The sequence below is a fragment of the Acinetobacter sp. Ac_3412 genome, from assembly GCF_013072675.1.
GTDB lineage: Bacteria > Pseudomonadota > Gammaproteobacteria > Pseudomonadales > Moraxellaceae > Acinetobacter > Acinetobacter higginsii.
On record NZ_LXUJ01000011.1, the window covers coordinates 503,642 to 528,046 of the forward strand.

Consider the following 24,405-nt stretch of genomic DNA (forward strand, 5'->3'; position numbering starts at 1 on the left):
GGAAAATATTTCCCTGTTTTTTGCACTATTTAAATTTTAATGGGAAAAATTTTCCGTAATTTTATCAATTAGAGATAAAAAAGTTGTTTTTATCTCTAAACTTTGAAAAGTGTGCGAATTATAGCTCAGACCACATCCGAATCAGGTTATGGTAAATGTTGGTGAGTTTCATCACTTCTGGATAAGCATCGCCATGGGTTTTCCGTAATTCACGAATACTTTCATCTAAAGTAAATAATAGGTGGCGTTTACTATCATCCCGAATCAGGCTTTGTACCCAAAAAAATGAGGCGAAACGGGTTCCTGCGCTAATACTGCTGACTTCATGCAAACTGGTTGATGGGTAAAGCACCACATCACCAGCAGGGAGTTTAATCTCATGGTAGCCATAAGTGTCCTCAATGACCAGTTCACCACCTTCATATTCTTCTGGTTCGCTTAAGAATAAGGTGCATGATAAATCAGTGCGGATTTGCTCAGATGTGCCACGAATCAGGCGAATCGAGTTGTCGACATGGAAGCCAAAGCTTTCAGATTCATCATAACGATTAAATAGGGGAGGAATGATTTTATGAGGAAGCGCTGCGGCTTGAAAAAGTGGGTTTTGCCAAATTGCTTTGATCACGATATCACTGAGCGCGTGAGTGAGTGGATCTTGCTCAGATAACTGCTGATTTTTTTTCACGGAAGCAGAGAGTGTACCTGCGGTGACTTTTCCACCCACCCAATCTGCATCTGCCATCAAGCGACGGAACTCTGCAACTTGTTCTTTCGTTAATACATTGGGAATATGATGAATCACTGTGAACACCTTTTGAGTATTTGCTTCATATGTAAAAATAGCCTCATGTCGAGGCTATTTTATACGAACTGAGTTTAATTCCATAAATATTTTATGGATTTTGGCTTAGTATTTAAAGTTAATCGCTAAGACTGCATTACGTCCATTACCTTCAAAGGCATAATGTGCTGCATGTGCGCTGGTGAAGTAACGTTTATCACCAATGTTATTTACATTCAGCTGAACATTCACGTTCTTATTTACATCATATTTTGCCATCGCATTATAGATGGTATAAGTTGGTAAATATTTTGGTGCAGTGGTGTTTACAAAAACTTGATCACGATATTCTGCGCCAGCACCTAGAGTCAAGTTCGGTAATACGCGATAAGTTGACCATAATGTTGCGCTGTTTTTGGCGACAAATGGTAATGGTTTACCTTCTTGAGCAACTGCATTATAAGCCGCTTTAGTAATTTCACTGTCTAAGTAGCTATAGCCTGCAGAGATATCCCATTTGTTAGTAACTTTGCCGTTTAAGCTGACTTCAAAGCCATCCACTTTACTTTCACCAGCATTGGTTGTAGTCGTAGGATCAATTTGAATACGTGTATTTTGCTTTTCAGTACGGAAAATTGCAGCCGTTAAATTTGCACGGTCATTAAACAAATCCCATTTGGTTCCGATTTCAAAAGTACGTGCTTCTTCAGGCTTAAGGTTATTTACAATATCTGTAGTACCTAGAGCGTTATCGCTGCTATCGCCTTCAGCTAAAACACCCACTGGGTTTGCTGAGGTTGCATAACTTGCATAGATGCTACCTGATTCAGTTGGCTTAAATACTAAACCAGCTTGGTAAGTGAAGAAGTCTGAATCACTTTCGTATTTCGTTCCTTTAGGAATTGTAATGGTTGAGTTATAAGCTCCACCAGTTGCACCATATACGTCTTTATTGTATTTCTTCTCGGTTTCAAATTTATCCCAACGGACACCTAAGTTAAGTAACCACTGTGGATTAAATTCGATGCTATCTAAGGCATAAACAGAAGCTGTACGGCTACGTGTAGTTGATTGCCCTTTGATACTGCCCATTGTGTCGGTAAACACACCATTACCAGGGTTATTTAAACTGGTACACCAACCATTTGCGATTGCTGCAGTTGAATTACAACCACTAACATTAGATGCCAAAATGGTTGATGTGGTTTGACCTGCAGCATTGGTAAACGTATGCATACCTTGATCAGTATTTTGATAGCTCCACTCAGTACCCAGATTAAATGAATGTTTGAATGCACCTGTGTTGAACTTACCTCTTAAAGAAAGTTGGTCACTATAAGCGTCAGTATCTAAAATACGGCTTAAAGCACGACGAGCAACCGTACCACGGTAAATATTTCCATTCGAATCATCCGCATTGGTATACACATAGTCAGACTTCGACTTGTTGTAAGTTGCCACGTTTGACAAGGTTAGATTTTCATTGAAATCATGCTCTAACTTAAATGTACCAATATGATTTTCACGTTTGTCAAAATCACGATCTTTCCAACCATAGTAAGTTCCAGCTTTGACACTCACTGGACGGCCATCACCTGGGTTAAGCGTCACACCAGCAGGAGCGCGGGTTGGGTTGTTGAAAGGAATTCCTGCATCTGGTTCGTCATTGCTACGTAGGTAGTAATAACTCAATGTGCCACGTGTTGCTGTATCTAAGCCAAAAGCAAGGCTTGATGTGAGACCCGCACGAGCAAATTCTGCACCGTTGTGTTGACCAGGCTTTTCATTTTCATGTCCCATCACTACGACACGGCCTGCAACGCCATTGCCAAAATCTTTATTTGCATCAAGTTGGATATGGCGATAGTTATCGGTCCCACCTTGAATACTGCCTTGATAGACATCACCTTGATGTGCCACTTTAGGTACGAGGTTGATACTACCACCCACACTACCGCCACCACCAAGGGTAGAAGAAGAGCCTTTAATGACTTCAACTTGTTCAATTGCAAACATATCGCGGCTTTGAGAGGTGGTGTTACGTACGCCGTCTACATAAATAGAAGATTGGCCGCTATAACCGCGAATATAAGGCATATCTGTAAATGGTGTACCACCTTCACCAGCACCTAAAGTAATACCTGGTTCATAACGAAGTGCTTCAAGTAAGGTATTTGAGTTTGTATCTTTAATTAATTTTTGCGACAGAATTGAAACTGACTTCGGCGTGTCTTTCAGTGGTGCTACAAATTTTGCATTTGCAGACTGATCTACTTTTAAAGATTCTTCTTGAGCAGCATGCGCATGAATGGTTGGGAGTTGAACTGTCTGATCCTGAGCAATCGCTGGTACTGCAATTACTGAAAGTGATGACGCAATTGCAGAAGAAACGAGCTTCTTCCTTGATTTAATAAAAGACATTTGGCACGCCTAACAGTGTAAAAATTTATGCAAAGGATAATCATTGTTATTTCTATATTCATTTGTTTTGGATTGTTTTTTTCAATTGTTTCTAATTATTACAATGGAAACTTAAATAATTTTTCATCCTTAATTGTTCAATAATGTTGTTAATTTGTTGATTTTTTTATTTAATCTAAAAAAACGATTGTTTTTTAAGGTTTGACTTTTAATTTAGATAAGTGTTTCACTAGTCATTAGATAATTTCTAATGACTAGTGAAAAGATTGTGTTTAGAAAGAGAAAGTTGTGCTTAATTGAACGCGACGACCTTCTTGAGTATTGCTGTAGCGGTTATAATAGCTAGTACCAACACGCTCATAGTCATTGAAATTCTTATCAAAAACATTATACAAAGCAACGCCCAAGTTCCAGTTTGGTGTGATATTAAAATTAGAGCCTACATGTAATAAGGCATATTCTTTATAATCACCTAAAGCATCGTAAGCATTTTTTTCTGCAGTGCTCATATTTTGATAAGTTTTGAGGTAGCGAGCCCTTTCACTACGGTATTCACCACGAGCCCAAAGTTGGATATTGTCATCTGCCTGCCATTTAAGTGAAGCATTTGCAATATGTTCAGGCGTATCGTTAAGTGGTGGATTTCCAATGCTCTTATCTTTAATCTCTGTGTTTGTCCACGTGTAGTTGATACCAAATTTCCAATCAGGTACAAACTCCCAGTTAAATCCTGTTTCTATTCCATAAATTTCAGCTTTTTCAGCATTGGTTGGTCGTGTAACGTTCCATGAGCGAGTCCCTGTATCTCCATTTTCCATTAGCCAAGGTGTGCCAACGCTTGCCATAAAGTTTTCACAGGCAACTTTTCCTCCGAAAGCATCACTACTGGCAGCATCACAAGTTCTTTCAATTGCCCCAGTTACGATTTTGTCTTTAACTTGGCTATAAAAAGCCGTCATATTGGCATCAAAATTAGAGCCATTACTAAAATATGTTCCGATTTCGAAGTTATTACTTTTTTCAGGTATTAAATTTGGATTTCCAAAGAGAGGAGTTCGGCCTTGTCCACCAACGTTATAGATACCATCGGTTAAACGCTCAAGTCTAGGTGCTTTGTAGCCCTCGTTATATCCACCTTTAAATGTCCAGTTGTCATTCGCATTCCAGACTAGATAAGCACGTGGAGTCCAGAAGTCTCCAAAGGTATCATGGTCGTCGTATCGTAAACCAAGCGTAAGTGCCAGACTATCTGTGATTGACCATGTATCTTCAGCGAAAAGACCTAGCTGTTTAAAGGAGATTTCTTTATTGGCACGTAAACCATCTTTGATATTAGCTTCCCACCATTGGCCACCTAGAGTGATTTTATGACCCGAGAAATGTTCAGTCGTAAATTTGGTATCAAAAGTTGTATCTTCACTTTCTAGAAGTCTTGGAGTAATGGCTTTAGATCCGTTTTGCGCGCGAGAAGGAATTAGACGACCAATAGTTTCGGTCTGAATATTACTAATACTGGATTCTAAATTACCAAAATCGCTTCTCCATGTATGCGCTAAAATATATTTTTCACGATTATATTTTTGAGACTCTGCATAGCCTCCATTGGCACCTAAAGTACCCAGTTGTCCCTTGCTGTTATCGTACCATTGCTGTGTTTGCTCGTATTCCACAGATAAGTCATGGTTATCTGTCGGTGTAAGAGTTAAGCGTGCACCAATGGTTTCAATATCGGATTTGGTTGGGTTATTTCCCATATTCAATGATTCATCAGTTGACTCATCATCCTTCCTAACAACATTGGATTGGTCTCTCTCAGCCTTTCTGCCTCTTAATTGTAAACCTAGTAGATTTTTTATAAGTGGACCCGTAATAAATGCATCGACAGAGCGTTGATTACCAAAATCAGATGAGTTAGGTAGAATTGTGCCTTCTAAAGTTACTGAGCCTGTCCATTCATCAGTTACTTTTTTAGTAATAATATTGACTACGCCACCCATAGCATCAGAACCATAAAGTGTAGAAGCAGGCCCTCGAATTACCTCGATTCGCTCAATTGCAGATATTGGGGGAATAAAACTGTTATTGGATTCACCAAAACCATTTGGCGTAATGTCGCCTGTACTGTTTTGTCTTCTACCATCTACTAATACAAGTGTGTATTCAGAATCCATTCCTCGAATACGGATATTCAAACCACCTGTTTTACCTGCTGTTGGGCTGATATCAACCCCTTCTACATCAATTAATGCATCTGCAATGGAGTTAATTCTTTTATCTTTCAAATCTTGAGCAGTAATGACTGTGATACTTGCTGGTGCATTTTTAATATCTTGTTCAAAACCAGCTGCCGATACCACAATGGTTGCAAGTTGGTGTGTGTTGGTATTTTCAGATGCTGTCGTTGTATCTGCGAAAGCGGATGTGGTCATTACCCCAAGTAATGCAAATGAAAGGGGATTCAAATTAAATTTACTCATAACTAGAGTTCCAAAGCTGGACGAGAAAAATAGAACAATTGTTCAAAAAGAATGCAAAGTATAGTGATAATACTTATCACTAACAACAAAAAATAACGTTTGTTTTAAGATTCATTTAAGAAAACTATGATTTTGACTAAAATAAGAAATATATTTGCTTTTTTAGCATCCGATTTTGTATATCCAGAAAGTTGTCATATAATGTGGCACTTTAAAAATTGTTATTACTAACTAATATCGAGGAAGCCATGCAAGTAACGACTGAAGCGGTTTCGGGCGTTGCCCGTCGTTTAAATGTTTCTGTACCGACGAGCCGTGTTAACGAGCAGTTTGAAGCTCGCTTACAACGCACTGCCAAAACTGTGAAGATCAACGGCTTCCGTCCAGGTAAAGTGCCTTTGAACGTTGTTCGCCGTGAATATGGTGCGGGCATTTATCAAGAAGTTGTGAATGACATCATTCGCGACACAGTATTTGAAGCAATTCAACAAGAAAAAATCAATGCGGTCGGTATGCCGAACATTGAAAAAGTTGAAAACAAAGATGATGCTTTAGTTTTTGAAGCGACTGTTGAAGTTTACCCAGAAGTAGAAGTGAAAGCTTTTGCTGACTTGGAAGTTGAACGTAAAGCATCAGAAATCAACGACAAAGACGTTGATGTCATGATCGAAAACTTGCAAAAACAACGTCAAACTTGGGCTGTAACTAAAGGTATGGCGAAGAAAGACATGCAAGTAACTTTCGACTTCGAAGGTACTGTTGATGGTGAGAAGTTTGAAGGCGGTGCTGCTGAAGACTTTAAACTCGTACTTGGTTCAGGTCGTATGATTCCTGGCTTCGAAGACGGTATCGTTGGTATGAAAGCTGGCGAAGAGAAAGTGATTGATGTTACTTTCCCAGAAGATTACCAAGCTGAAAACTTAGCGGGTAAAGCAGCTCAATTCAAAATCACTGTGAAGCAAGTTGAAAAAGCAAAACTTCCAGAAATCGATGCTGAATTCTTGAAAATCTTTGGTTTAACTGAAGAAGAAGGCTTAGACAAGTTAAAAGCTGACGTTCGTAAGAATATGGAACGTGAAGTTCGCAACGGTCTTCGTAACCAAGTTAAACAAGCTGCATTTGATGCGCTTGTTGCTGCAAACGAAATTGAAGTTCCTGCTTCAATGGTTGCTCAAGAAATCGACCGTCAACGTCAACAAATGATCCAACAGTTCACTCAACAGTTTGGTGCTCAAGGTGCAGGCGCATTTGACAGCAGCATGCTTCCAGATGAATTGTTTAAAGAACAAGCTGAAAAATCAGTTAAGCTTGGCGTATTGGTAAGCAAAGTATTGGCTGACGCTAAACTTGAAGTTGACCAAGCACGTGTTAATGCTTACATCGATGACATGGCTTCTTCTTATGAAGATCCAACAGAAGTTGTTGAATACTTCAAAAATGACCAACAACAACGTGCTCAAATCGAAGCTGTTGTGTTAGAAGACCAAGTTGTTGATCACATCTTAGCTGCAGCTAAAGTGAAAGATGTTGCGATTAGCTATGAAGACTTATTGAAAGAACAACAAGCTCGCCGTGGCTAATCTTTTAAAAAGTTGATTCAAGAAAAAGGCGCTTAATGCGCCTTTTTCTTTAGGGTTTAGAATTTTGTATTTCATTCTGATTTAAAACAGTAAGACTTTGGCTTGCAGAGCTTTAAGCATAGGTGTGAAATTCCATAAACCATGCTGTGCATCATTAGAAAATCTCCCTTGCTTAAAGTATCGATGTAAAGTCTGCAAACCCTCTGTTAGCAAAGTGTTAATTTGTCGAAAAATTGCCAGATTTTAGTCTAAATAATCGAATATTTCAGATTGAACCTTTTGCAATTTCATTGATTATCCCTCATATTGTTGGCATAGATCGAGTCACAATAATTTAGGAATAAGTAAACGTATGTATGTTCCAACAATTGAAAATGCTTTAGTTCCTGTTGTCGTTGAACAATCATCTCGCGGTGAGCGTTCATTCGATATTTTTTCACGTCTATTACGTGAGCGTGTTATTTTCTTAACGGGTGAAGTTGAAGATAACATGGCGAACTTAATCGTTGCGCAGATGTTATTTCTTGAAGCAGAAAATCCAGAAAAAGATATTCACCTTTATATCAATTCACCAGGCGGTTCAGTAACTGCGGGTATGGCGATTTACGATACCATGCAGTTTATCAAACCAGATGTTGTGACCTACTGTATGGGACAAGCGGCATCAATGGGTGCATTCTTATTGAATGCGGGTGCAAAAGGTAAACGTTACTGTCTTGAAAATGCACGTGTGATGATTCACCAACCTTTAGGTGGTTTCCGTGGTCAGGCTTCTGATATTGAAATTCACGCACGTGAAATTCTGTTCATTAAAGAGCGTTTAAATCGCTTAATGGCTGAACATAGTGGTCAAGATTATGAGACCGTTGCACGTGATACAGATCGTGATAATTTCATGACGGCACAAGCAGCCAAAGAATATGGTTTAGTCGATGAAGTACTAAGCAAACGTCCCTGATTTTTTAGGACCTAAGTTTAAGATTTAAGTTGTGGAGTAAATATGTCCGAACATCCTCAAGGACAAAAACATTGTTCATTTTGTGGTAAGACGCAATCTGAAGTTGGAAAATTGATTGCTGGTGAGGACGCATATATTTGTAATGAGTGTGTAGATGTCTGCTTAGATCTCGTTCAAACCAGTCAACAAGTTGAAGCAGGTGATTGGGCAACTAAAGCCCTGCCAAAACCACACGAAATACGTGCTGCCTTGGACCAATATGTGATTGGACAAGATGTTGCGAAGAAAACCTTATCTGTTGCTGTCTATAACCACTATAAGCGTTTAAAAGTAGGCCAGTCGACTCACGGGCATCAAGAGATTGAAATCGCAAAAAGTAATATTTTGCTGATCGGACCGACAGGTTCAGGTAAAACATTACTTGCACAAACACTTGCGCGTTTGCTTGATGTTCCATTTGCGATGGCAGATGCAACCACTTTAACCGAAGCAGGTTATGTGGGTGAAGATGTTGAAAACATCGTGCAGAAGTTATTGCAGAAAGCGGATTACGATGTAGAAAAAGCGCAAAAAGGCATTATCTATATTGATGAGATTGATAAGATTACCCGTAAATCTGAAAATCCTTCAATTACGCGTGATGTGTCTGGTGAGGGCGTACAACAAGCATTGTTAAAAATGATTGAAGGTACAGTTGCGTCTATTCCACCACAAGGTGGCCGTAAGCATCCACAGCAAGAATTCATCCAGATTGATACAGCCAACATCCTGTTCATCTGTGGTGGTGCATTCTCTGGCTTGGAAAAAATCGTACAACAGCGCCAAGAGAAAGGTGGGATTGGTTTCACTGCAGATGTGAAGAATAAAGATGACAGTAAAAAAGTCTCTGAGTTGTTCCGTCAAGTAGAAGCAACAGATCTAGTTAAATTCGGTTTGATTCCTGAATTTATCGGTCGTTTGCCGGTGATTGCAACTTTGGAAGAGCTGGATGAAGAAGCATTAATGCAGATTCTGACAGAACCTAAAAATGCATTAACACGTCAATACCAATATCTTTTCACCATGGAAAATGTAGACCTTGTCTTTGAGGAGTCTGCGTTACGTGCTGTGGCGAAGAAAGCACTTGAACGTAATACCGGTGCGCGTGGTTTACGTTCTATTCTGGAAAACGTATTACTTGAAACGATGTATGACTTACCAAGTCGTACGGATGTTGGTACCGTTATTTTGAATGAAGCTGTCATTAATGGCACGGCTAAGCCAACATTCAAAGCAGAGCGTTTACCACAAGTGGGTACGCCAGAAGCAACTGAAAAGAAGGATTTGAAGGTGATTGATTCTAAATCAGCCTAATTCTCATTCATCTAAAAAAGCATGAAAGGCTTGGCTTTTCATGCTTTTTTTATTTGCAATTAGGCGTTGAGGTGTTAATCTTAAAAAATTGAAAAAATGTGCATAGTTTTGCGCTGTTAAAAATAAATCCAAGAAAACGCCTTGAGGGATGTCATGCGTTATTTAATATTGTCATTATGTTGTGCAGGGGTGTTGGCTGGCTGTCAAAGTCATAAGACAGTTGAAGAAAAACCAACCGCACTGACTGCAACCTTACCAGCTGTCGATACTGAAAAAGAACCAGGTCTATTGGATCAATATCATGTGGGTGGCTTCTCTGTTGGTGGTTGGGTTAATCAAAAGTTAGGCCAATATTACGCCCCAATCAAACCGCAAAATGAACAAGCTGCGGTGGTTTATTTATATCGTCCAGATACACGTTGGAACCGTCAGGAAATTGCTGCGGCCAATTTATTTATCAATGGGCATCGTATTCCGAGCTTATTACATAATCATTATTACTGGGTGGAACTACCTGCTGGGACTTATCGCTTGAGTGTAAGCCGTCCTTTGGCAGGATTACATTTCCAAAAGCCGAAATATCTCGATTTTACTGTAGATGCTGCACAAACTTATTTTATTAAATACGATGAAGAAAATAAGATTTCACGTAGTGAGCATACAGGCCCATTTATGATTACGCCTGACAAGGTGGCACATCAGGAAATCGCATTCACACGGTTAAAATCTTCTAGCTATAACTTTGTCGCTCAAGATGCATCGGGTAAGGTTCGTTCAAAACCTCAAGAATTAAAACCAGCAAAGTATGATGAAAAGTCAGAAGTGCATTTGGTTAAGCCATTTAAACTTTGGAATCCATTAACTTGGTAGGTTTACTTGAGCAGTTACTCATCCTGAATTAAAGGTTTGATGATGGTGAGGAACTGCTCTTTTAATTGCGAGCTCTGCTCTGGATCATTTAAGTTTTTTTGGCTTAAGTTATTCATATATTGAAAAATATGCGTACTGATTTGCAATGTTTTTTGATTAATGGATTTACCTTCCGGTGTTTTTAAGAATTTCAAATAGGCTTGTATTTCTTCTTCACTCAAGGTGTCTGCATAAATCTTCTCGATTGCCCGAATAGTTTCGGGGCGAGCAAAGACTTTTGAACTGGTATCTTTCAGCAACTGGCTCAATTCCAACACAGCAAGATGTTCTTGTGTTGTGGTCAGTTCTTCTTTTCCTAAGACTCTTAATAAAATATTTTCCGCTTCAAGATCGAGTGTCGGTTGCATTTCATCGAGTGAGGTGTTTAAAACATTTTCGAGCTCGCTCAGTTTGATCAGTTCTTTGACTGACTTAGTTTGGGCTGGGGATGCAAAGGTATTTTGCATGCCAACGAGAAGGCAAAGTCCAATCACCATGTTGAACATGTATTTATTCATCTATAGGCCGCCTTATTGTTCTCGTCTTTTTTATAATTTAGCAGAAGCCGCAGGCAAAAAAATAGCCGAATACGATGATTCGGCTATGATTATTGTATGAGTATTATTTATGACGCAGCAGCATCAACCACTGGGATTTTACCAATCTTAGCTTGCCAGATTTTTGGTGCTGTTGCATGAATCGAAGTACCATTCACATCAACTGCAACAGAAACAGGCATATCTTCAACTACGAATTTGTAGATGGCTTCCATACCTAAGTCTGCAAAAGCAACGACTTCAGCTTCACGAACTGCTTTAGACACGAGGTAAGCAGCACCACCCACAGCCATCAAATAAGTTGCTTGATTGTCTTTGATCGCTTCAATTGCAGCAGGACCACGATCCGCTTTACCAATCATGCCGAATAAGCCAGTTGCTTCTAACACTTGACGAGTGAACTTATCCATACGAGTTGCTGTTGTTGGGCCAGCAGGACCAACCACTTCATCGCCAACTGGATCCACTGGACCCACGTAGTAAATAAATTTACCTTTTAGATCGACTGGAAGTTCTTCGCCATTATTTAACATGTCGACCATGCGCTTATGTGCAGCATCACGACCTGTATAAATTGTACCGTTCAATAATAATGTATCGCCTGGCTTCCAAGCATTCATTTCTTCTTGAGTAATGGTATCAAGGTTGACACGCTTCGATTGAGATGAATCCCACGTTACAGCAGGGTAGTCTTCAAGTTTTGGTGCTTGAATATGTGCAACACCAGTACCATCTAACTGGAAGTGTGCGTGACGAGTCGCAGCACAGTTCGGAATCATACCGACTGGCTTACCTGCTGCGTGGCATGGGTAATCCTTGATTTTAATATCAAGGACTGTAGTTAAACCACCAAGACCTTGTGCACCAATACCTAATGCATTCACTTTCTCGAAGATCTCGATACGGAGTTCTTCCATTTTGCTTTGTGGACCACGACGAAGTAATTCGTCCATGTTGATTTCTTCCATAAGTGCTTCTTTTGCAAGCATCATGGCTTTTTCAGCAGTACCACCGATACCAATACCGAGCATACCCGGTGGACACCAGCCTGCACCCATAGTTGGAACAGTTTTAAGTACCCAATCCACGATTGAATCAGATGGGTTTAACATCGCAAGTTTAGATTTATTTTCTGAACCGCCACCCTTCGCTGCAACGGTAATATCAACTTTATTACCAGGAACGAGTTTGTAGTGAATCACGGCAGGGGTATTGTCTTTGGTATTTTTACGACCAAAAGCTGGATCTGCTAAAACAGAAGCACGGAGTACGTTTGAGTTCTCTAGGTAACCTTGGCGTACACCTTCGTTTACAGCATCATCCAAGCTCATGGTTAAATCAAATTTAACGTCTAAGCCAACTTCAAGGAAAACGTTAACAATCCCTGTATCCTGACAGATTGGTCGGTGACCTTCAGCACACATACGTGAGTTGATCAGGATTTGGGCAATAGCATCTTTTGCAGCTTTGTTTTCTTCACGATCATAAGCACGGCTCATCGCTTGGATGAAGTCTTGTGGGTGATAGTAAGAAATAAACTGCAGGGCATCCTTGATTGATGTAATCAAGTCATCTTGTTTGATGATCGTTGTCATATCAAATTTCTCTTGAGCGGGCGATTAGCTGGCGGCTAAATTATATGACAAAAAGGAATGAATGTGGGAGTTTTAGCTTAGATTTGGCTAAAGGTCTAAAGTGAGCCATCGATTAAATTGCAGCAACAAAAGATGCGCTGTGGATTTTAGTTTTTTCTCAGTTGAGATGGACTATAGCCAAACTGTTTTTTAAAGCGATGGCTAAAATGGCTGCTGGAGCTAAATCCATATTGCACAGCGATCTCAGTCAAATTTGCTGTGGTCTGCTCAAGTGCTTGATGGGCACGCTCAAGACGGCGTTGCATCACATATTGATGCGGTGGCATCTGCATCGATTGTTTAAACATATGCGCAAAATGATACTCGCTGAGTTGCACTTGCTGAGCCAGATCAGACAAGGTCAGACTCAAATAGAGATGTTGATCAATCCATTCCAGTAACTGCTTAAGCACATAAGGGGAAAGGCCACCTTTGACTTCAGGTGCTTGCCATTGTGCATGACTGTAATTTTTGATCAGATGATTGAGTAATAGCGTTGTTGCGGTACTCATCTGCAAATGGTTTTCCCGATCTTGCCATGCACCATTGAGTAAAAAGTGTCGATAAATCATCGAAATTTGTGGGTCCGCCACAAAAATTTGTGGGTTTAAAATGATCTGACTCGGTTCTCGATCCCAGACTTGTTCCGCCACACGTTGTAAGTGCTGCTCAGTATAGTAAAGATGTACGAAGGTGAGTGGATCACGTAGGTCCCAAGTCGACTCGAAATCTTGTGGCATCAGGCACATACGGTCAGGGCCACCGCCATTGTGCCAGCCCTGTTGGGTTTTTTGATAGCTTTCATAACCGCCCTGAATATACATACTCAAAGTGTGGTGATTGCTACACACGCTGACACGGTCTTGGTTATTTTGCCACATGGCCAACTGCATACCCGAACCCAGTTCTACTGAGTTGAGCAATTGCGCTTTATATTGCTGTAATTGATCTAGAATCTGATATTTCATCTTCTATACACAGTGCCAAATATGATCCAGTTTAGTGTAGAACTTTCAGCCAGTTTTGTCATCTGGTCAAAAATTTCCTAGAAAAACGCAAATCCATGATAATCACCACAAGATGGTGCAAGTAATCATGACCGCAAAAGCAGCAAAATAGTCATCGAGGTAATTGAATTTGGTTCTAATGATATGAATGCGCTGTTATATGCTTTGGTGGTGGTGATCTGGGGAACCACATGGATTGCGATTAGCCTGCAGCAACAAAGTGGAATATCAGCCAGTGTTGCGGTGTTCTGGCGTTTTTTTATTTCTGCAATGGTGTTATTTGTTTTTGTCGCTTTGAGCCGCAAGTTGCAGAAATTAGCTGGTAAAGATCATCTGTTTTGTATGTTGCAGGCCTGCTGTATTTTTGGCTTTAACTTTGTCTGTTTTTATTATGCAGTGCAATATATCAGTAGCGGTTTAGAGGCCGTGATTTTCTCCATGGCGGTGATTTTTAATACCATAAATGCCCGATTATTTTTCTCTCAGCAGGTTTCTTCACGGTTTTATCCTGCGGCATTATTAGGTGTACTCGGGATTATTGCTCTGTTCTGGCATGACGTGGTGGGCACCACTTTAAATCGCAATACATTGATTGGTATTGGGCTCTGTATCCTAGGCACTTATGGTTTCTCTTTGGGCAATATGATCAGTACGCGCCATCAAAAACATGGGTTGGATATTTTTACCACCAATGCTTATGGGATGTTGTATGGCTCACTGCTGATGGCCTTGATCTCATGGTTTAGACAGGATCAGTTTTTTCCAAGTATGCAATTCAGTGCAGTCAGTGCTTTACTGTATCTCGCGATCTTTGGTTCAGTGATTGGTTTCACTGCCTATTTCTATCTGGTCGGACGGATTGGTGCAGGTAAAGCCGCCTATAGTACTTTGTTGTTTCCTTTGGTCGCATTGGTGATTTCGACTGTATGGGAAGGCTATCACTGGCAAATGAATGCGGTGATCGGGGTGGTTTTAATCTTATGTGGTAATGCGATTTTCTTTGTAAAAGGGCCGCAAACCAAGAAAATTCAGACATTAGATAAGCCAGAATCTTGTTAAGATTTTGCTCAATGGCTTTAAAAAAGCAATGACGCATCATAGGCGATGACATGGTACAGGAATATCTAGCACAGCATATTATTGAACTCTATCAGAAGCATGCTCGTGAATGGATTGAACTACGAGGTAAGGTGCTATCTGAGAAAGTTTGGCTAGATCGGTTTCTAGCATTACTCCCAAGCTCGGTAAGTATTTTGGATTTAGGTTGTGGTTCAGCTCAACCTATTGCTGCCTATTTTATTGCTCAAGGACATCAGGTAACAGGGGTAGATGCTTCGGAATACATGATTGAAATGGCACGGCAGTCTTTCCCTGAACAAGTCTGGGTGCAGCAAGATTTTCGGGAGTACTTTACTGAACAAAAGTTTCAGGGCATTGTTGCGTGGGATAGTTTCTTCCACTTAACCCAAGATGATCAACGAAACATGTTTAAACGGTTTGCCGAATATGCACAATCAGGTACAGCTTTAATGTTTAGCAGTGGGCCTGAACAGGGTGAGGCGATCGGATCACTATTTGGAGAGCCACTGTACCATGCCAGCCTCTCAGCGCAGGAATATCAGACTTTGCTGCAAGACAATGGGTTTAAGCTGATTAAAATGATTGCTGAAGATGTTGAATGTACGGGACATACCATCTGGCTGGCCCAATACCGCTAATAAAAAAGCCCTTTCAATGTAAAGGGCTTTTTTAATTTCAATCTAATAGTGAATTTAATCCTGTTGCTTCGCCTGAATCGCAGTTAAAGCAATGGTAAATACAATATCATCGACCAAAGCACCACGAGACAAGTCATTCACAGGTTTATTTAAACCTTGTAGCATTGGACCGACACTCACCACATTGGCAGCACGTTGTACCGCTTTATAGGTGGTATTACCTGTATTTAAATCAGGGAAAATAAATACATTGGCACGTCCCGCCACTTGCGAGTCTGGCGCTTTTTGGCGACCGACGCTTTCAACCGAAGCAGCATCGTATTGTAATGGACCATCAATCAGTAAATCAGGACGGCGTTGCTGTGCGATTTTGGTCGCTTCAGCCACTTTCTCAACATCTGCACCCGTGCCCGAAGTTCCTGTGGAATAACTGATCATGGCAATGCGTGGATCAAGACCAAAGGCTTTGGCTGAATCGGCAGACTGAATCGCAATCTCGGCAAGCTGTTCAGCATTTGGATCTGGATTGATAGCACAGTCACCATAGACATAAACTTCATCAGGTAAAAGCATAAAGAAGATTGATGAGACCAGTGAGTAATTTGGTGCAGTTTTAATCAGTTGGAATGCAGGGCGCACGGTGTTGGCAGTGGTATGAATGGCGCCAGACACCAAACCATCCACTTGATCGAGCGCCAACATCATTGTGCCGAGTACCACGGTATCTTGCAGCTGTGCTTTGGCTTGTAGTGCATCAAGCTTACCTTTACGCAGCTCCACCATCGGTTCGATATATTGGTCACGGATGGTATCCGGATCAATGATCTGTAAATCATCGGGTAACTGAATACCACGTGCTTTAGCCACTTCGGCAACCGATTCAGGCTTCGCCAATAGAATACACTGTGCAATGCCACGGGTTTGACAGATCACAGCCGCTTGTACCGTGCGTGGCTCATCACCCTCAGGCAGGACAATACGTTTTTTCGCAGCAATGGATTTTTGTACCAGCTCATAACGGAAAGCAGATGGTGACAGGCGAGGATGTAGGTTGTTTTGGGTATGTTGATCCAGCCAATTGCTATCTAAATGACTGGATACGAAACGGGTGACTTGCTCGGCACGCTCAGTATCATCAATAGGAATTTCATTGCCAAAGCGATGCAGTAGTTGTGCTGTTTCTAAGGTATCTAAAGGCGTGTGTAAGATTGGGAGTCCTTGCTTAATCGCGCTTTGGCAAAACTCGAGTACATTGCTTGCAGGCGCTGCTTGTTCGGTTAAAACCAGACCCGCAAGTGGCGTACCGTTACTGCTGGCAAGACTTGCAGCCAAGATTGCATCGGTGCGTTGTGATGCGCTAATAATCAATTCGCCTGCAACAAATTTATGCAGTTCTGATTCGATATTAGATGCAATTAAACTGGTATGCAGAATACGACGCTGTTTGGCTTCACCTTGATGTAACCAAGAGCCTTTGATGATGGATGCAATATCCAAGCTACGAGGTACGCTGAGGGTATTGCTGAATGGCACCAGACCAATAATCGGGAGTTCATCGGTTCCCATAAAGCGGTTATAGCGTTGTAATTCTAAGGCAAAAGCATCGATCTGCTGATCTAGACGTAAACTCGGATCAAGTGTTAATGGAATTGCAGCAGTACCTTCTGGTAGCCCTTTGGTTCGCATAAACAACACGCCTGTAGTACGTGCTGAGGCTGCGCCACCGAATTGACGTAAATGCGCATCGACTCTTTCCGCTGTTTTACGTGGGTCAGCTAAATCTGCGGTGCTGACCAAAACCACTTGCGCATCGAGTGCTTGTGCCAGTGCGGCATTGATTTCACTGACAAAATGATCTTGTCCATTCGGGACCAAACCTTCAACGATAATCACATCATGATCAGCTGAAATTTGACGGTGTAGCGCAACTGCCTCTTCAAGCAATTCATCGGTTTCGCCCAAAGCAATCAGTTGTGTCAGTCTTTCGTAAGTGATTGGCTCTGCAGATGAGTGTTGAAATAAATGACGATACAAGGTGGTGGTACGGTCAAAAGTCGTGTCTGCAATTTGAGAGTAGGGTTTTAAAAACCCCGCATTAATCCCTTTACAATCTAGTGCATAGATCATACCTAAACAGGCTGAAGTTAAGCCAACACCTTCACCTGTGGGGATGAGTAAAATCGTATTCATAATGACCTTAAAATTGTCTAATATTTTGATTAAATCGTGTGTTCAAGTACTTGGCGTGTTTCTTTGGCGATACGGCCTTCTTCATCAGTTGGAATCACCCAAATTTGTGGACCTGTACCATTGTCGATACGACCTTCTGTGCCACGAGCCAAGGCATTATTCTTCTCTTTACTAAACTGCAAGCCAAAGTGGGCTAAATAGCCTAAAGTCTTTTCACGGACATAAGCCGAGTTTTCACCAATACCACCTGTAAATACTAAACCATCCAGACGGGGTAGACCGCAACTTAAAGCCGATAAAGATTTGGCGAGGCGATAACAGAAAACTTCAATGGCAAGGGTTGCGCCTTCGTGACCATTTTCAGAGGCTTCTACCAAGGTACGCATATCATTGGATAAACCAGATAAGCCGAGTAAGCCACTCTCTTTATTTAACATGCTGTCAATTTTCTGGATGTCCCAACCGAGGTTGCTGGCAAGGAATAAATGTAAGCTTGGATCGACATCGCCGCTACGCGTACCCATCACCACACCTTCAAGTGGGGTCATGCCCATTGAGGTATCGACGCTATGACCATTCCATACGGCACAGGTTGAACTGCCATTGCCTAAATGTGCACTGAGCCATCCGCCTTCATTTTTATGACCTGCCAATTCACTGGCACGTTCGGTCACATAGGCATGGCTGGTGCCATGAAAACCATAGCGACGCACTTGGTGTGCTGTATATAAAAATTGTGGCAAGGCATAACGGTAGGCGCGTTCGGGCATGGTTTGGTGGAAGGCAGTATCGAATACAGCAACTTGTGGTAATTGTGGGAACAAGCGCATAGTTGCTTCGATCCCAATCAAATGTGCTGGATTGTGTAGAGGGGCGAGAGGGGTCGCGGCTTCAATACGCTCAACCAACTCTGGTGTGAGTAATTCTGCTTTGGTGATGTCGCCGCCGTGAACGACACGGTGTCCAATCGCCTGCGGGTTATAGTTCGCTAAACGGGCCAATAAGGTTTCAAGTGCTTTGGCGTGATCTGCATATGGAATTGAAAGTTCCAGTGGTTCGCCACCCAGTGTGACCCCTTTAATACGGGCGTCGGCTGCCCCTAAATTCTCTGCCAAACCATAAATACGGTCTTCACGACGTTCCGAGATGAGCGCGTACTTGATTGATGATGAACCACAGTTAATTACTAATACAGATATAGCCACGTTTGAACACCTAACAGATTTTAAATTTTATGATGAACACTTTGATCTTGCTGCAACGCATGAGGCAGTGGAATCAAGCGCAATGTTTTAACATGGGATGTCATATTGGCGAAGATAGACTTTAGCCTATACAACCCGTTTATAAATCAACCTATTCAGTATAGTTAGGAAATGAGCAGTTGTTTTGATTGATCTGTTGATTTTGTCATTATTTTTTGTATGTAAATATATAAAAACACGATAAAGATCAAATGAATGGCCTTTATCGTGTTTCTGTGTCCGAATGCTCGATTTTGTTATTGGCGGATTTGACCGTCACCAAAAACGATCCATTTTTGCGAGGTTAGGCCTTCAAGGCCAACTGGACCACGGGCATGGATTTTATCGGTTGAAATACCGATTTCTGCACCTAAACCATATTCAAAGCCATCAGCGAAGCGGGTTGAAGCATTGATCATCACCGAACTTGAATCCACACGCGCCAAAAACTCACGGGCTAGACTAAAGTTTTCAGTGATAATCGCATCAGTGTGGTGTGAACCATACTTATTGATATGTTCAATCGCTTCATCCATACCAGTGACTACTTTAATCGCAAGAATTGGACCGAGATATTCGGTATACCAATCTTCCTCTGTCGCCGTTTTCACTGATACACCTAAAATACGTTGAGTTTCCGCGCAACCGCGCAATTCAACCTGTTTTTCAGCATAAAGTTCGGCAATGCGTGGCAAGAATTCCTCAGCAATCGCTTCATCGACCAATAACGTTTCCATGGCATTACACACACCATAGCGATGCGTCTTGGAATTAAGTGCAATCGGTAAAGCTTTTTGCAAATCCGCTTGTGCTTCAACAAATACATGGCAGTTGCCATCTAGATGTTTAATGACTGGAATACGTGCTTCATTGCTGATTCGTTCGATCAAGCTTTTACCACCACGCGGCACAATCACATCCACGAATTCAGTCATGGTAATCAGGTGACCCACTGCGGCGCGATCAGGGGTATCAATCACTTGAACTGCATGTTCTGGCAAGCCTGAAATTTGTAGACCATGCTGGATCGCAGTTGCGATGGCTTTATTAGATTCAAGTGCTTCTGATCCGCCACGTAAAATAATCGCGTTGCCAGATTTTAAAGCCAATGATGCGGCTTCAAGAGTAACGTTCGGTCTTGATTCATAGATCATGCCAATCACGCCTAAAGGCACGCGCATTTTTCCAAGTTGAATCCCTGACGGACGATAGGCAAGATCGGTAATCTCTCCAATCGGATCAACCAAGGCAATCACATCTTTCAGACCTTGCAGCATACCTTTAAAACGAGCAGGGGTAAGTTCTAAACGATCGAGTAAAGCACTGTCGAGTTGACGTTGGCGACCACTGTCCATATCGATTTGATTGGCTGCTAAAATTTGTGCTTGATTATTTTCTAAAGCCGTATAAATTGCAGACAAGGCGTGGTTTTTCAAATGGGTCGATGCACTCGTTAAAACACGAGACGCCTGACGCGCTTGAGTACCAACGTGTTGCATGTAGTCTTGAATAGAGTCTTGCATAGCATTTTGATATTTGCATGTATTTATAAAGATAGTAACAGTCAAATGCTGAACAATGAATAGGCTGAACTGACAATTCAAAAAATTATGAAGCGTTAATTGGCACAAAAGTTTTTATTTTAGTGTGATGAAGATATTGAATATAAAGCCAAGATTACATATTTTGCAAAAGATTAGTGCTTTAAACAAGATAAGTGGTTAAGGAAATGATTGCGTATAAAACGTGCATATGTATAGAATGAAAAAGTATAGGATAAATGTAATACAAATTTTATAAATTTGTTAACTTGCAAGTTGAATTCGCTGAAAATGAGATGCTTGCAACAAAAAAATAAACAAGGATGGAGGAAGGACATGAATTCCATTATCCAAATGGACTCGGATATAAATCATACCTACACAGGCTTTGGTTTTTTCGACATTTACAATAAAAACAGTTTTAAACAGCCAGCGCGTACCACGTGGATCGATGGTTGGAAAATTGAATATATGGCAATTGCAGATCCGAAAACGATCTACAACACGCCGATTGTAATTGTCGGGGGCGCATTTCAAAATTTTAACTCTTACAAGTATTGTGTCGAGCAACTCTTTGAGAGTGGTCCCGTTATTCTCATTGATTTACCGTCAATGGGAGCGAATCAACAGATTCGTAATGTTGATACAGGTGAATCTGCTGGAATCCTAGAACTGCCTGAACTGTCTAAAATGCTTGGTCAATGGCTCGATATTGTTGGACTTGAAAAAGTTTCAATGATGGGGATGTCACTTGGATCGGTGGTTGCATCGTCATTTGCACACCAACGCCCCGAATTGATTGACCGTATGGTATTGATGGGAGTGATGCAGAAGACGCGTAAAAGCTGGCGGATGCTGCTAGAAGAATCATTGCATTTAATGCGCGAAGATCGCATGGATGAGTTTGGTCAAGCGGTGATCTTATATTTAGTGAATCATGCCAAGCTTGATAAAACACGTATGTCGCCAACAGCAAAGCGTTTATTCTTCAGACAAATGGCAGAATTTAGTGCAACTGAACGTGAACGTTATGAAATTAACTGCAACCGCTTATTGCGTTTAAGCGACGTGCCAGTACCCCAATGTAAAACTTTGGTGGCTGCTGGGCAGTACGATAGCTTTACTTTGCCACACGAAAATGCTGATTTTGCTTTGCAATGCCAAGATATGCAGTTTGCTTTAATTGCAAACGCAGATCATGTGCCACAATTGCAGCGCCGTAAAGAAACCATGAATTTGTTTACCTCATTCTTGAAAGGGGAATCTATCGAGAATCTGGATGGTATTATCCCGATGACGCGTGAACAAATGCAAAAAATTGAACGTCGGGGCGAGGAACGTATTGCTGTGTTGCAACCACAGACTAAATTGACTCATCGTCATTTAGCGACTGAAGTAGCAGTGAACGTTGTCGATATCACCTTCTTTGGCGTTTATTTAAAACTTAATGATCTTGAGCAGCTTGATTTTGTTAGCCAACATCCTCGTGATTTAGCACTACATTTAGCTGATGAAGAAGGTGAGTTTAAAATTGAATGTTTAAACTTTGATGCAACTGAGCAAGGACTGCGCATCTTGTTTAAACATGGCAGTTTTGAGATTGCTGATCGTTTAACGCGTTTTATTGAGCGTCAAAAACAGGCTTAATGAGACCCGAAGATTTGAAAAGGGAAGTGGTCAATGACCATTTCCCTTTTTTTATGCTACCTATTTATTGCTCGCCTGAATCACCCAGACCAAGTCACCTAAGTGTTGCTGTTTGTTTTCTAGATGTGTGTGTTCAAAAAACTGCTTTGGCTGCAGGACTTCAACTTGATTAAAGCCTGCTTCTTGGAAGAAATTTTCGACCTCGGCTGGGTTTTTAAAATGAAAACTAAATGCACTGCGTGACATCCATTTTAGTAAACGGCTGCTGTTCCAGATAATGGTTGCCAGTTTGTTTTGGGTAGGTTCTGGATAGATGTCTGTTAAATAATGCAGCTCTTTAAAGTTTTGACCGTAGTTGGCAATGGCTTGAATGAGTTGCTGTAACATTGGTTTTTCAAAGTAATTGATGAGTCCTTCACTAATAATCACCAAGGGACGTTGCGGATCAAATACCTCAAATGCAGCAGCAAAGGCATCGGTAAATAAGTCGACAGACAGAACTTCATCTACATTGCTTTCAATTTGTTGTAGTGCAGCTTGTTTGGTGGCTGCCATATCGGGTAAGTCCAATTCACGGTAAGTGATATTTGGATAATGTTGTCTAAACCACCAGCCTCGTGGTGATAGACCACATGCAATTTCTAGTACTTGAAGATTAGGGTGTTGTTCAATCAATTCTTTTAAGTGGTTATCCAAGATGCTGTGGCGTTGTTTAAGCGTGGTGCGCATACTGCCACCGACATATTTTTCTGCCCAGCTTTCAATTGGATGAACTAAGGCTGCCAGTGTTTTGCCTTTTGCTGTTGCTAGTGCTGGATGTGAGATCCCCATTTGATACCAGATGTAGCCGGTGTAGTGTGCGGTAAATGAAATGTGGCGATGTTTCGAAAGTTGTTGTGTCATCTGTCCTAGACTCTTTTCCCTAATTCTTATTTTTAACGATATTTATAACGGTGTCTTGCTGAGTCCTCATCTGATATCAGGATAAGCTTTCAGCTGGAGTTACTTTGGTTTCGCCCAAAGTAACCAAAGGCATTGTCATCCGCAAAACCTGTTCATTCCTTGCATGTGATTAATTTCAGCATATTGACAGACTATATCTATCTTTTTGAAATCACGCAGGTTGCGGATGACATTACCGAGTATCGTATATCGGCAAAAACATCTTTTGATGTGAAGTAAGTTAGAACGAATTCTTAAACTCTTCAATGACTTTTCTGACGCTGTACCAGTTTTCATCGTCTAAAGTTAATGTGGTACCAACCTGAATATTTGGAATTTTACCGCGCATACGTTCTAAACGTTGTTGGTTTGGTAACGCTAATGTTTGGATTCCATCCAATGCAGTACATGCAGCTGCACGGTCATTGCAGACTAAGCCCATATCACAACCTGCATTTAAAGCAGCTTGAATACGTGCGTCGGCACCGCCTGCAACACAAGCTGCTTGCATACTCAAATCATCTGAGAAGAGTACGCCGTCAAATTTAAGTTGTTGACGTAAGATTTCTTGTAACCAGAAGGGTGAGAAGCCTGCTGGATTTGGATCGACTTGATCATAGATCACGTGGGCTGGCATCAGTGCATCAAGCTGTGGCATTAATTTGATAAAGCTCTGCATGTCTTTGTCATAGATTTCTTGATACGAGCGGCTGTCAATTGCAGCTGCAACATGCGAGTCAGCTTTGACTGAACCGTGGCCAGGAAAATGTTTGCCGGTCGTTGCCATGCCTGCTTTTTTCATACCGCGCATAAAGGCATCTGCTAGTGGCACGATGTCTTGCATATTTTTGGCAAAGCCGCGGTCACCGATCACATCACTGACATCATTCAGGTCTAAAACAGGCGCAAAGCTAAAATCAATACCAACCGCGAGGACTTCAATTGCCATTAACCAGCCGCATTGTTCAGCCAGTTCGAGCGCTTGTTGTGGATGGCTCAGGTAATGTTCACCTAGACGTCCCATGGCTGGGAGTAAGGTAAAACCTTGTCTTAAACGTTGTACGCGGCCACCTTCCTGATCCACCGCAATAAGGATCTCTGGGCGGATTTGACGCATATGGTCGGTTAAAGCACGAACTTGTTGAGGAGATTCAATATTTCGCGCAAATAAAATCATGCCACCGACTTGCGGAGCTTGTAATAGTTCAATATCTTCTTGAGTAAGTTCTGTGCCAGCAATATCCAGCATCAATGCGCCGATCATAAGGATTCCGTTTGAATTTTGATGAAAAAATTGATGAAAAAAACGATAGCTAAATTGTGCAATGATTTGCTACATTTTGTCAGTACAGAATATGATAAAACTACATGATATTGATGATAAGTGCTTATTGGTCATTTATTTATGACGACCAATGAGTTCTACAAGTTGGTAAAGTATCGAAT

At 41.3% G+C, this 24,405-nt stretch carries 18 protein-coding genes; 7 read left to right on the forward strand and 11 right to left on the reverse strand.

The features are described 5' to 3' along the window. Positions 1-118: 118 nt before the first annotated feature. The 3 genes from A7P54_RS15180 to A7P54_RS15190 all read right to left on the reverse strand — a co-directional run bounded on the left by A7P54_RS15180 (position 119) and on the right by A7P54_RS15190 (position 5,679). The gene (locus A7P54_RS15180) at positions 119-802 is read right to left on the reverse strand and encodes a Fe2+-dependent dioxygenase (RefSeq protein ID WP_262465973.1); all 684 of its coding nucleotides are present in this window, start codon (positions 800-802) and stop codon (positions 119-121) included. Between the two features lie 105 nt (positions 803-907). Next, positions 908-3,202 (reverse strand): TonB-dependent siderophore receptor, encoded by a 2,295-nt coding sequence (locus tag A7P54_RS15185; RefSeq protein ID WP_171550062.1) that lies wholly within the window; start codon positions 3,200-3,202, stop codon positions 908-910. A gap of 272 nt (positions 3,203-3,474) precedes the next feature. Continuing rightward, on the reverse strand, positions 3,475-5,679 hold the full coding sequence (locus A7P54_RS15190; RefSeq protein ID WP_171550063.1) for a TonB-dependent receptor: 2,205 nt from the start codon (positions 5,677-5,679) through the stop codon (positions 3,475-3,477). Between the two features lie 248 nt (positions 5,680-5,927). Here A7P54_RS15190 and tig point away from each other — a divergent pair, with 248 nt between their 5' ends. From tig to A7P54_RS15210, 4 genes are all read left to right on the forward strand, one after another. After that, complete coding sequence (gene tig, locus A7P54_RS15195) at positions 5,928-7,259, forward strand: trigger factor (RefSeq protein WP_005318089.1); 1,332 nt, start codon at positions 5,928-5,930, stop codon at positions 7,257-7,259. A 352-nt stretch (positions 7,260-7,611) separates the two neighbouring features. Beyond that, positions 7,612-8,217, forward strand: a complete 606-nt coding sequence (clpP, locus tag A7P54_RS15200; protein WP_004775790.1) for an ATP-dependent Clp endopeptidase proteolytic subunit ClpP — start codon at positions 7,612-7,614, stop codon at positions 8,215-8,217. 42 nt (positions 8,218-8,259) lie between these two features. Then, on the forward strand, positions 8,260-9,570 hold the full coding sequence (gene clpX / locus A7P54_RS15205) for an ATP-dependent Clp protease ATP-binding subunit ClpX (RefSeq protein WP_004804224.1): 1,311 nt from the start codon (positions 8,260-8,262) through the stop codon (positions 9,568-9,570). Between the two features lie 153 nt (positions 9,571-9,723). Beyond that, positions 9,724-10,440, forward strand: a complete 717-nt coding sequence (locus tag A7P54_RS15210; protein WP_004804226.1) for a DUF2846 domain-containing protein — start codon at positions 9,724-9,726, stop codon at positions 10,438-10,440. 14 nt (positions 10,441-10,454) lie between these two features. Here the strand turns inward: A7P54_RS15210 and A7P54_RS15215 are convergent, their stop codons facing one another. From A7P54_RS15215 to A7P54_RS15225, 3 genes are all read right to left on the reverse strand, one after another. Beyond that, positions 10,455-10,997, reverse strand: a complete 543-nt coding sequence (locus A7P54_RS15215; RefSeq protein WP_171550064.1) for a DUF2059 domain-containing protein — start codon at positions 10,995-10,997, stop codon at positions 10,455-10,457. 107 nt (positions 10,998-11,104) lie between these two features. Then, positions 11,105-12,631, reverse strand: coding sequence for a fumarate hydratase (locus tag A7P54_RS15220; protein ID WP_004657827.1), 1,527 nt, complete (start codon positions 12,629-12,631; stop codon positions 11,105-11,107). Positions 12,632-12,777: 146 nt separating this feature from the next. Then, complete coding sequence (locus tag A7P54_RS15225; RefSeq protein WP_171550065.1) at positions 12,778-13,638, reverse strand: AraC family transcriptional regulator; 861 nt, start codon at positions 13,636-13,638, stop codon at positions 12,778-12,780. 183 nt (positions 13,639-13,821) lie between these two features. On the opposite strand from A7P54_RS15225, the gene A7P54_RS15230 reads away from it, so the two are divergent. Next, complete coding sequence (locus A7P54_RS15230; RefSeq protein WP_171550066.1) at positions 13,822-14,736, forward strand: DMT family transporter; 915 nt, start codon at positions 13,822-13,824, stop codon at positions 14,734-14,736. A 50-nt stretch (positions 14,737-14,786) separates the two neighbouring features. Beyond that, positions 14,787-15,395 carry a class I SAM-dependent methyltransferase gene (locus A7P54_RS15235; RefSeq protein WP_171550067.1) on the forward strand — a complete coding sequence of 203 codons (609 nt, stop codon included), beginning with the start codon at positions 14,787-14,789 and terminating at the stop codon, positions 15,393-15,395. Between the two features lie 54 nt (positions 15,396-15,449). Here A7P54_RS15235 and pta read toward each other — a convergent pair whose 3' ends face one another. The 3 genes from pta to A7P54_RS15250 all read right to left on the reverse strand — a co-directional run bounded on the left by pta (position 15,450) and on the right by A7P54_RS15250 (position 20,352). Beyond that, positions 15,450-17,585: a phosphate acetyltransferase gene (gene pta, locus A7P54_RS15240; protein ID WP_171550068.1), complete on the reverse strand. Its 2,136-nt coding sequence runs from the start codon at positions 17,583-17,585 to the stop codon at positions 15,450-15,452. A gap of 29 nt (positions 17,586-17,614) precedes the next feature. Further along, positions 17,615-18,790, reverse strand: a complete 1,176-nt coding sequence (locus tag A7P54_RS15245) for an acetate/propionate family kinase (protein WP_171550069.1) — start codon at positions 18,788-18,790, stop codon at positions 17,615-17,617. Between the two features lie 296 nt (positions 18,791-19,086). Beyond that, positions 19,087-20,352: a glutamate-5-semialdehyde dehydrogenase gene (locus A7P54_RS15250; protein WP_151716827.1), complete on the reverse strand. Its 1,266-nt coding sequence runs from the start codon at positions 20,350-20,352 to the stop codon at positions 19,087-19,089. Positions 20,353-20,706: 354 nt separating this feature from the next. Here A7P54_RS15250 and A7P54_RS15255 point away from each other — a divergent pair, with 354 nt between their 5' ends. Then, complete coding sequence (locus A7P54_RS15255) at positions 20,707-22,017, forward strand: alpha/beta hydrolase (protein WP_005201098.1); 1,311 nt, start codon at positions 20,707-20,709, stop codon at positions 22,015-22,017. A gap of 60 nt (positions 22,018-22,077) precedes the next feature. On the opposite strand, the gene A7P54_RS15260 is transcribed toward A7P54_RS15255, so the two are convergent. Both A7P54_RS15260 and nagZ read right to left on the reverse strand, forming a co-directional pair. Further along, positions 22,078-22,920 (reverse strand): class I SAM-dependent methyltransferase, encoded by an 843-nt coding sequence (locus A7P54_RS15260; RefSeq protein WP_171550070.1) that lies wholly within the window; start codon positions 22,918-22,920, stop codon positions 22,078-22,080. 280 nt (positions 22,921-23,200) lie between these two features. Then, positions 23,201-24,223, reverse strand: coding sequence for a beta-N-acetylhexosaminidase (gene nagZ, locus A7P54_RS15265; protein ID WP_171550071.1), 1,023 nt, complete (start codon positions 24,221-24,223; stop codon positions 23,201-23,203). Between the last annotated feature and the right edge of the window lie 182 nt (positions 24,224-24,405).

Coding starts and splice junctions, on each gene's coding strand:
- A7P54_RS15185 (WP_171550062.1), bottom strand. CDS start 3,202: ATGTCTTTTATTAAATCAAGGAAGAAGCTCGTTTCTTCTGCAATTGCG.
- A7P54_RS15190 (WP_171550063.1), bottom strand. CDS start 5,679: ATGAGTAAATTTAATTTGAATCCCCTTTCATTTGCATTACTTGGGGTA.
- tig (WP_005318089.1), top strand. CDS start 5,928: ATGCAAGTAACGACTGAAGCGGTTTCGGGCGTTGCCCGTCGTTTAAAT.
- clpP (WP_004775790.1), top strand. CDS start 7,612: ATGTATGTTCCAACAATTGAAAATGCTTTAGTTCCTGTTGTCGTTGAA.
- clpX (WP_004804224.1), top strand. CDS start 8,260: ATGTCCGAACATCCTCAAGGACAAAAACATTGTTCATTTTGTGGTAAG.
- A7P54_RS15210 (WP_004804226.1), top strand. CDS start 9,724: ATGCGTTATTTAATATTGTCATTATGTTGTGCAGGGGTGTTGGCTGGC.
- A7P54_RS15215 (WP_171550064.1), bottom strand. CDS start 10,997: ATGAATAAATACATGTTCAACATGGTGATTGGACTTTGCCTTCTCGTT.
- A7P54_RS15220 (WP_004657827.1), bottom strand. CDS start 12,631: ATGACAACGATCATCAAACAAGATGACTTGATTACATCAATCAAGGAT.
- A7P54_RS15225 (WP_171550065.1), bottom strand. CDS start 13,638: ATGAAATATCAGATTCTAGATCAATTACAGCAATATAAAGCGCAATTG.
- A7P54_RS15230 (WP_171550066.1), top strand. CDS start 13,822: ATGAATGCGCTGTTATATGCTTTGGTGGTGGTGATCTGGGGAACCACA.
- A7P54_RS15235 (WP_171550067.1), top strand. CDS start 14,787: ATGGTACAGGAATATCTAGCACAGCATATTATTGAACTCTATCAGAAG.
- pta (WP_171550068.1), bottom strand. CDS start 17,585: ATGAATACGATTTTACTCATCCCCACAGGTGAAGGTGTTGGCTTAACT.
- A7P54_RS15250 (WP_151716827.1), bottom strand. CDS start 20,352: ATGCAAGACTCTATTCAAGACTACATGCAACACGTTGGTACTCAAGCG.
- A7P54_RS15255 (WP_005201098.1), top strand. CDS start 20,707: ATGAATTCCATTATCCAAATGGACTCGGATATAAATCATACCTACACA.
- A7P54_RS15260 (WP_171550070.1), bottom strand. CDS start 22,920: ATGACACAACAACTTTCGAAACATCGCCACATTTCATTTACCGCACAC.
- nagZ (WP_171550071.1), bottom strand. CDS start 24,223: ATGATCGGCGCATTGATGCTGGATATTGCTGGCACAGAACTTACTCAA.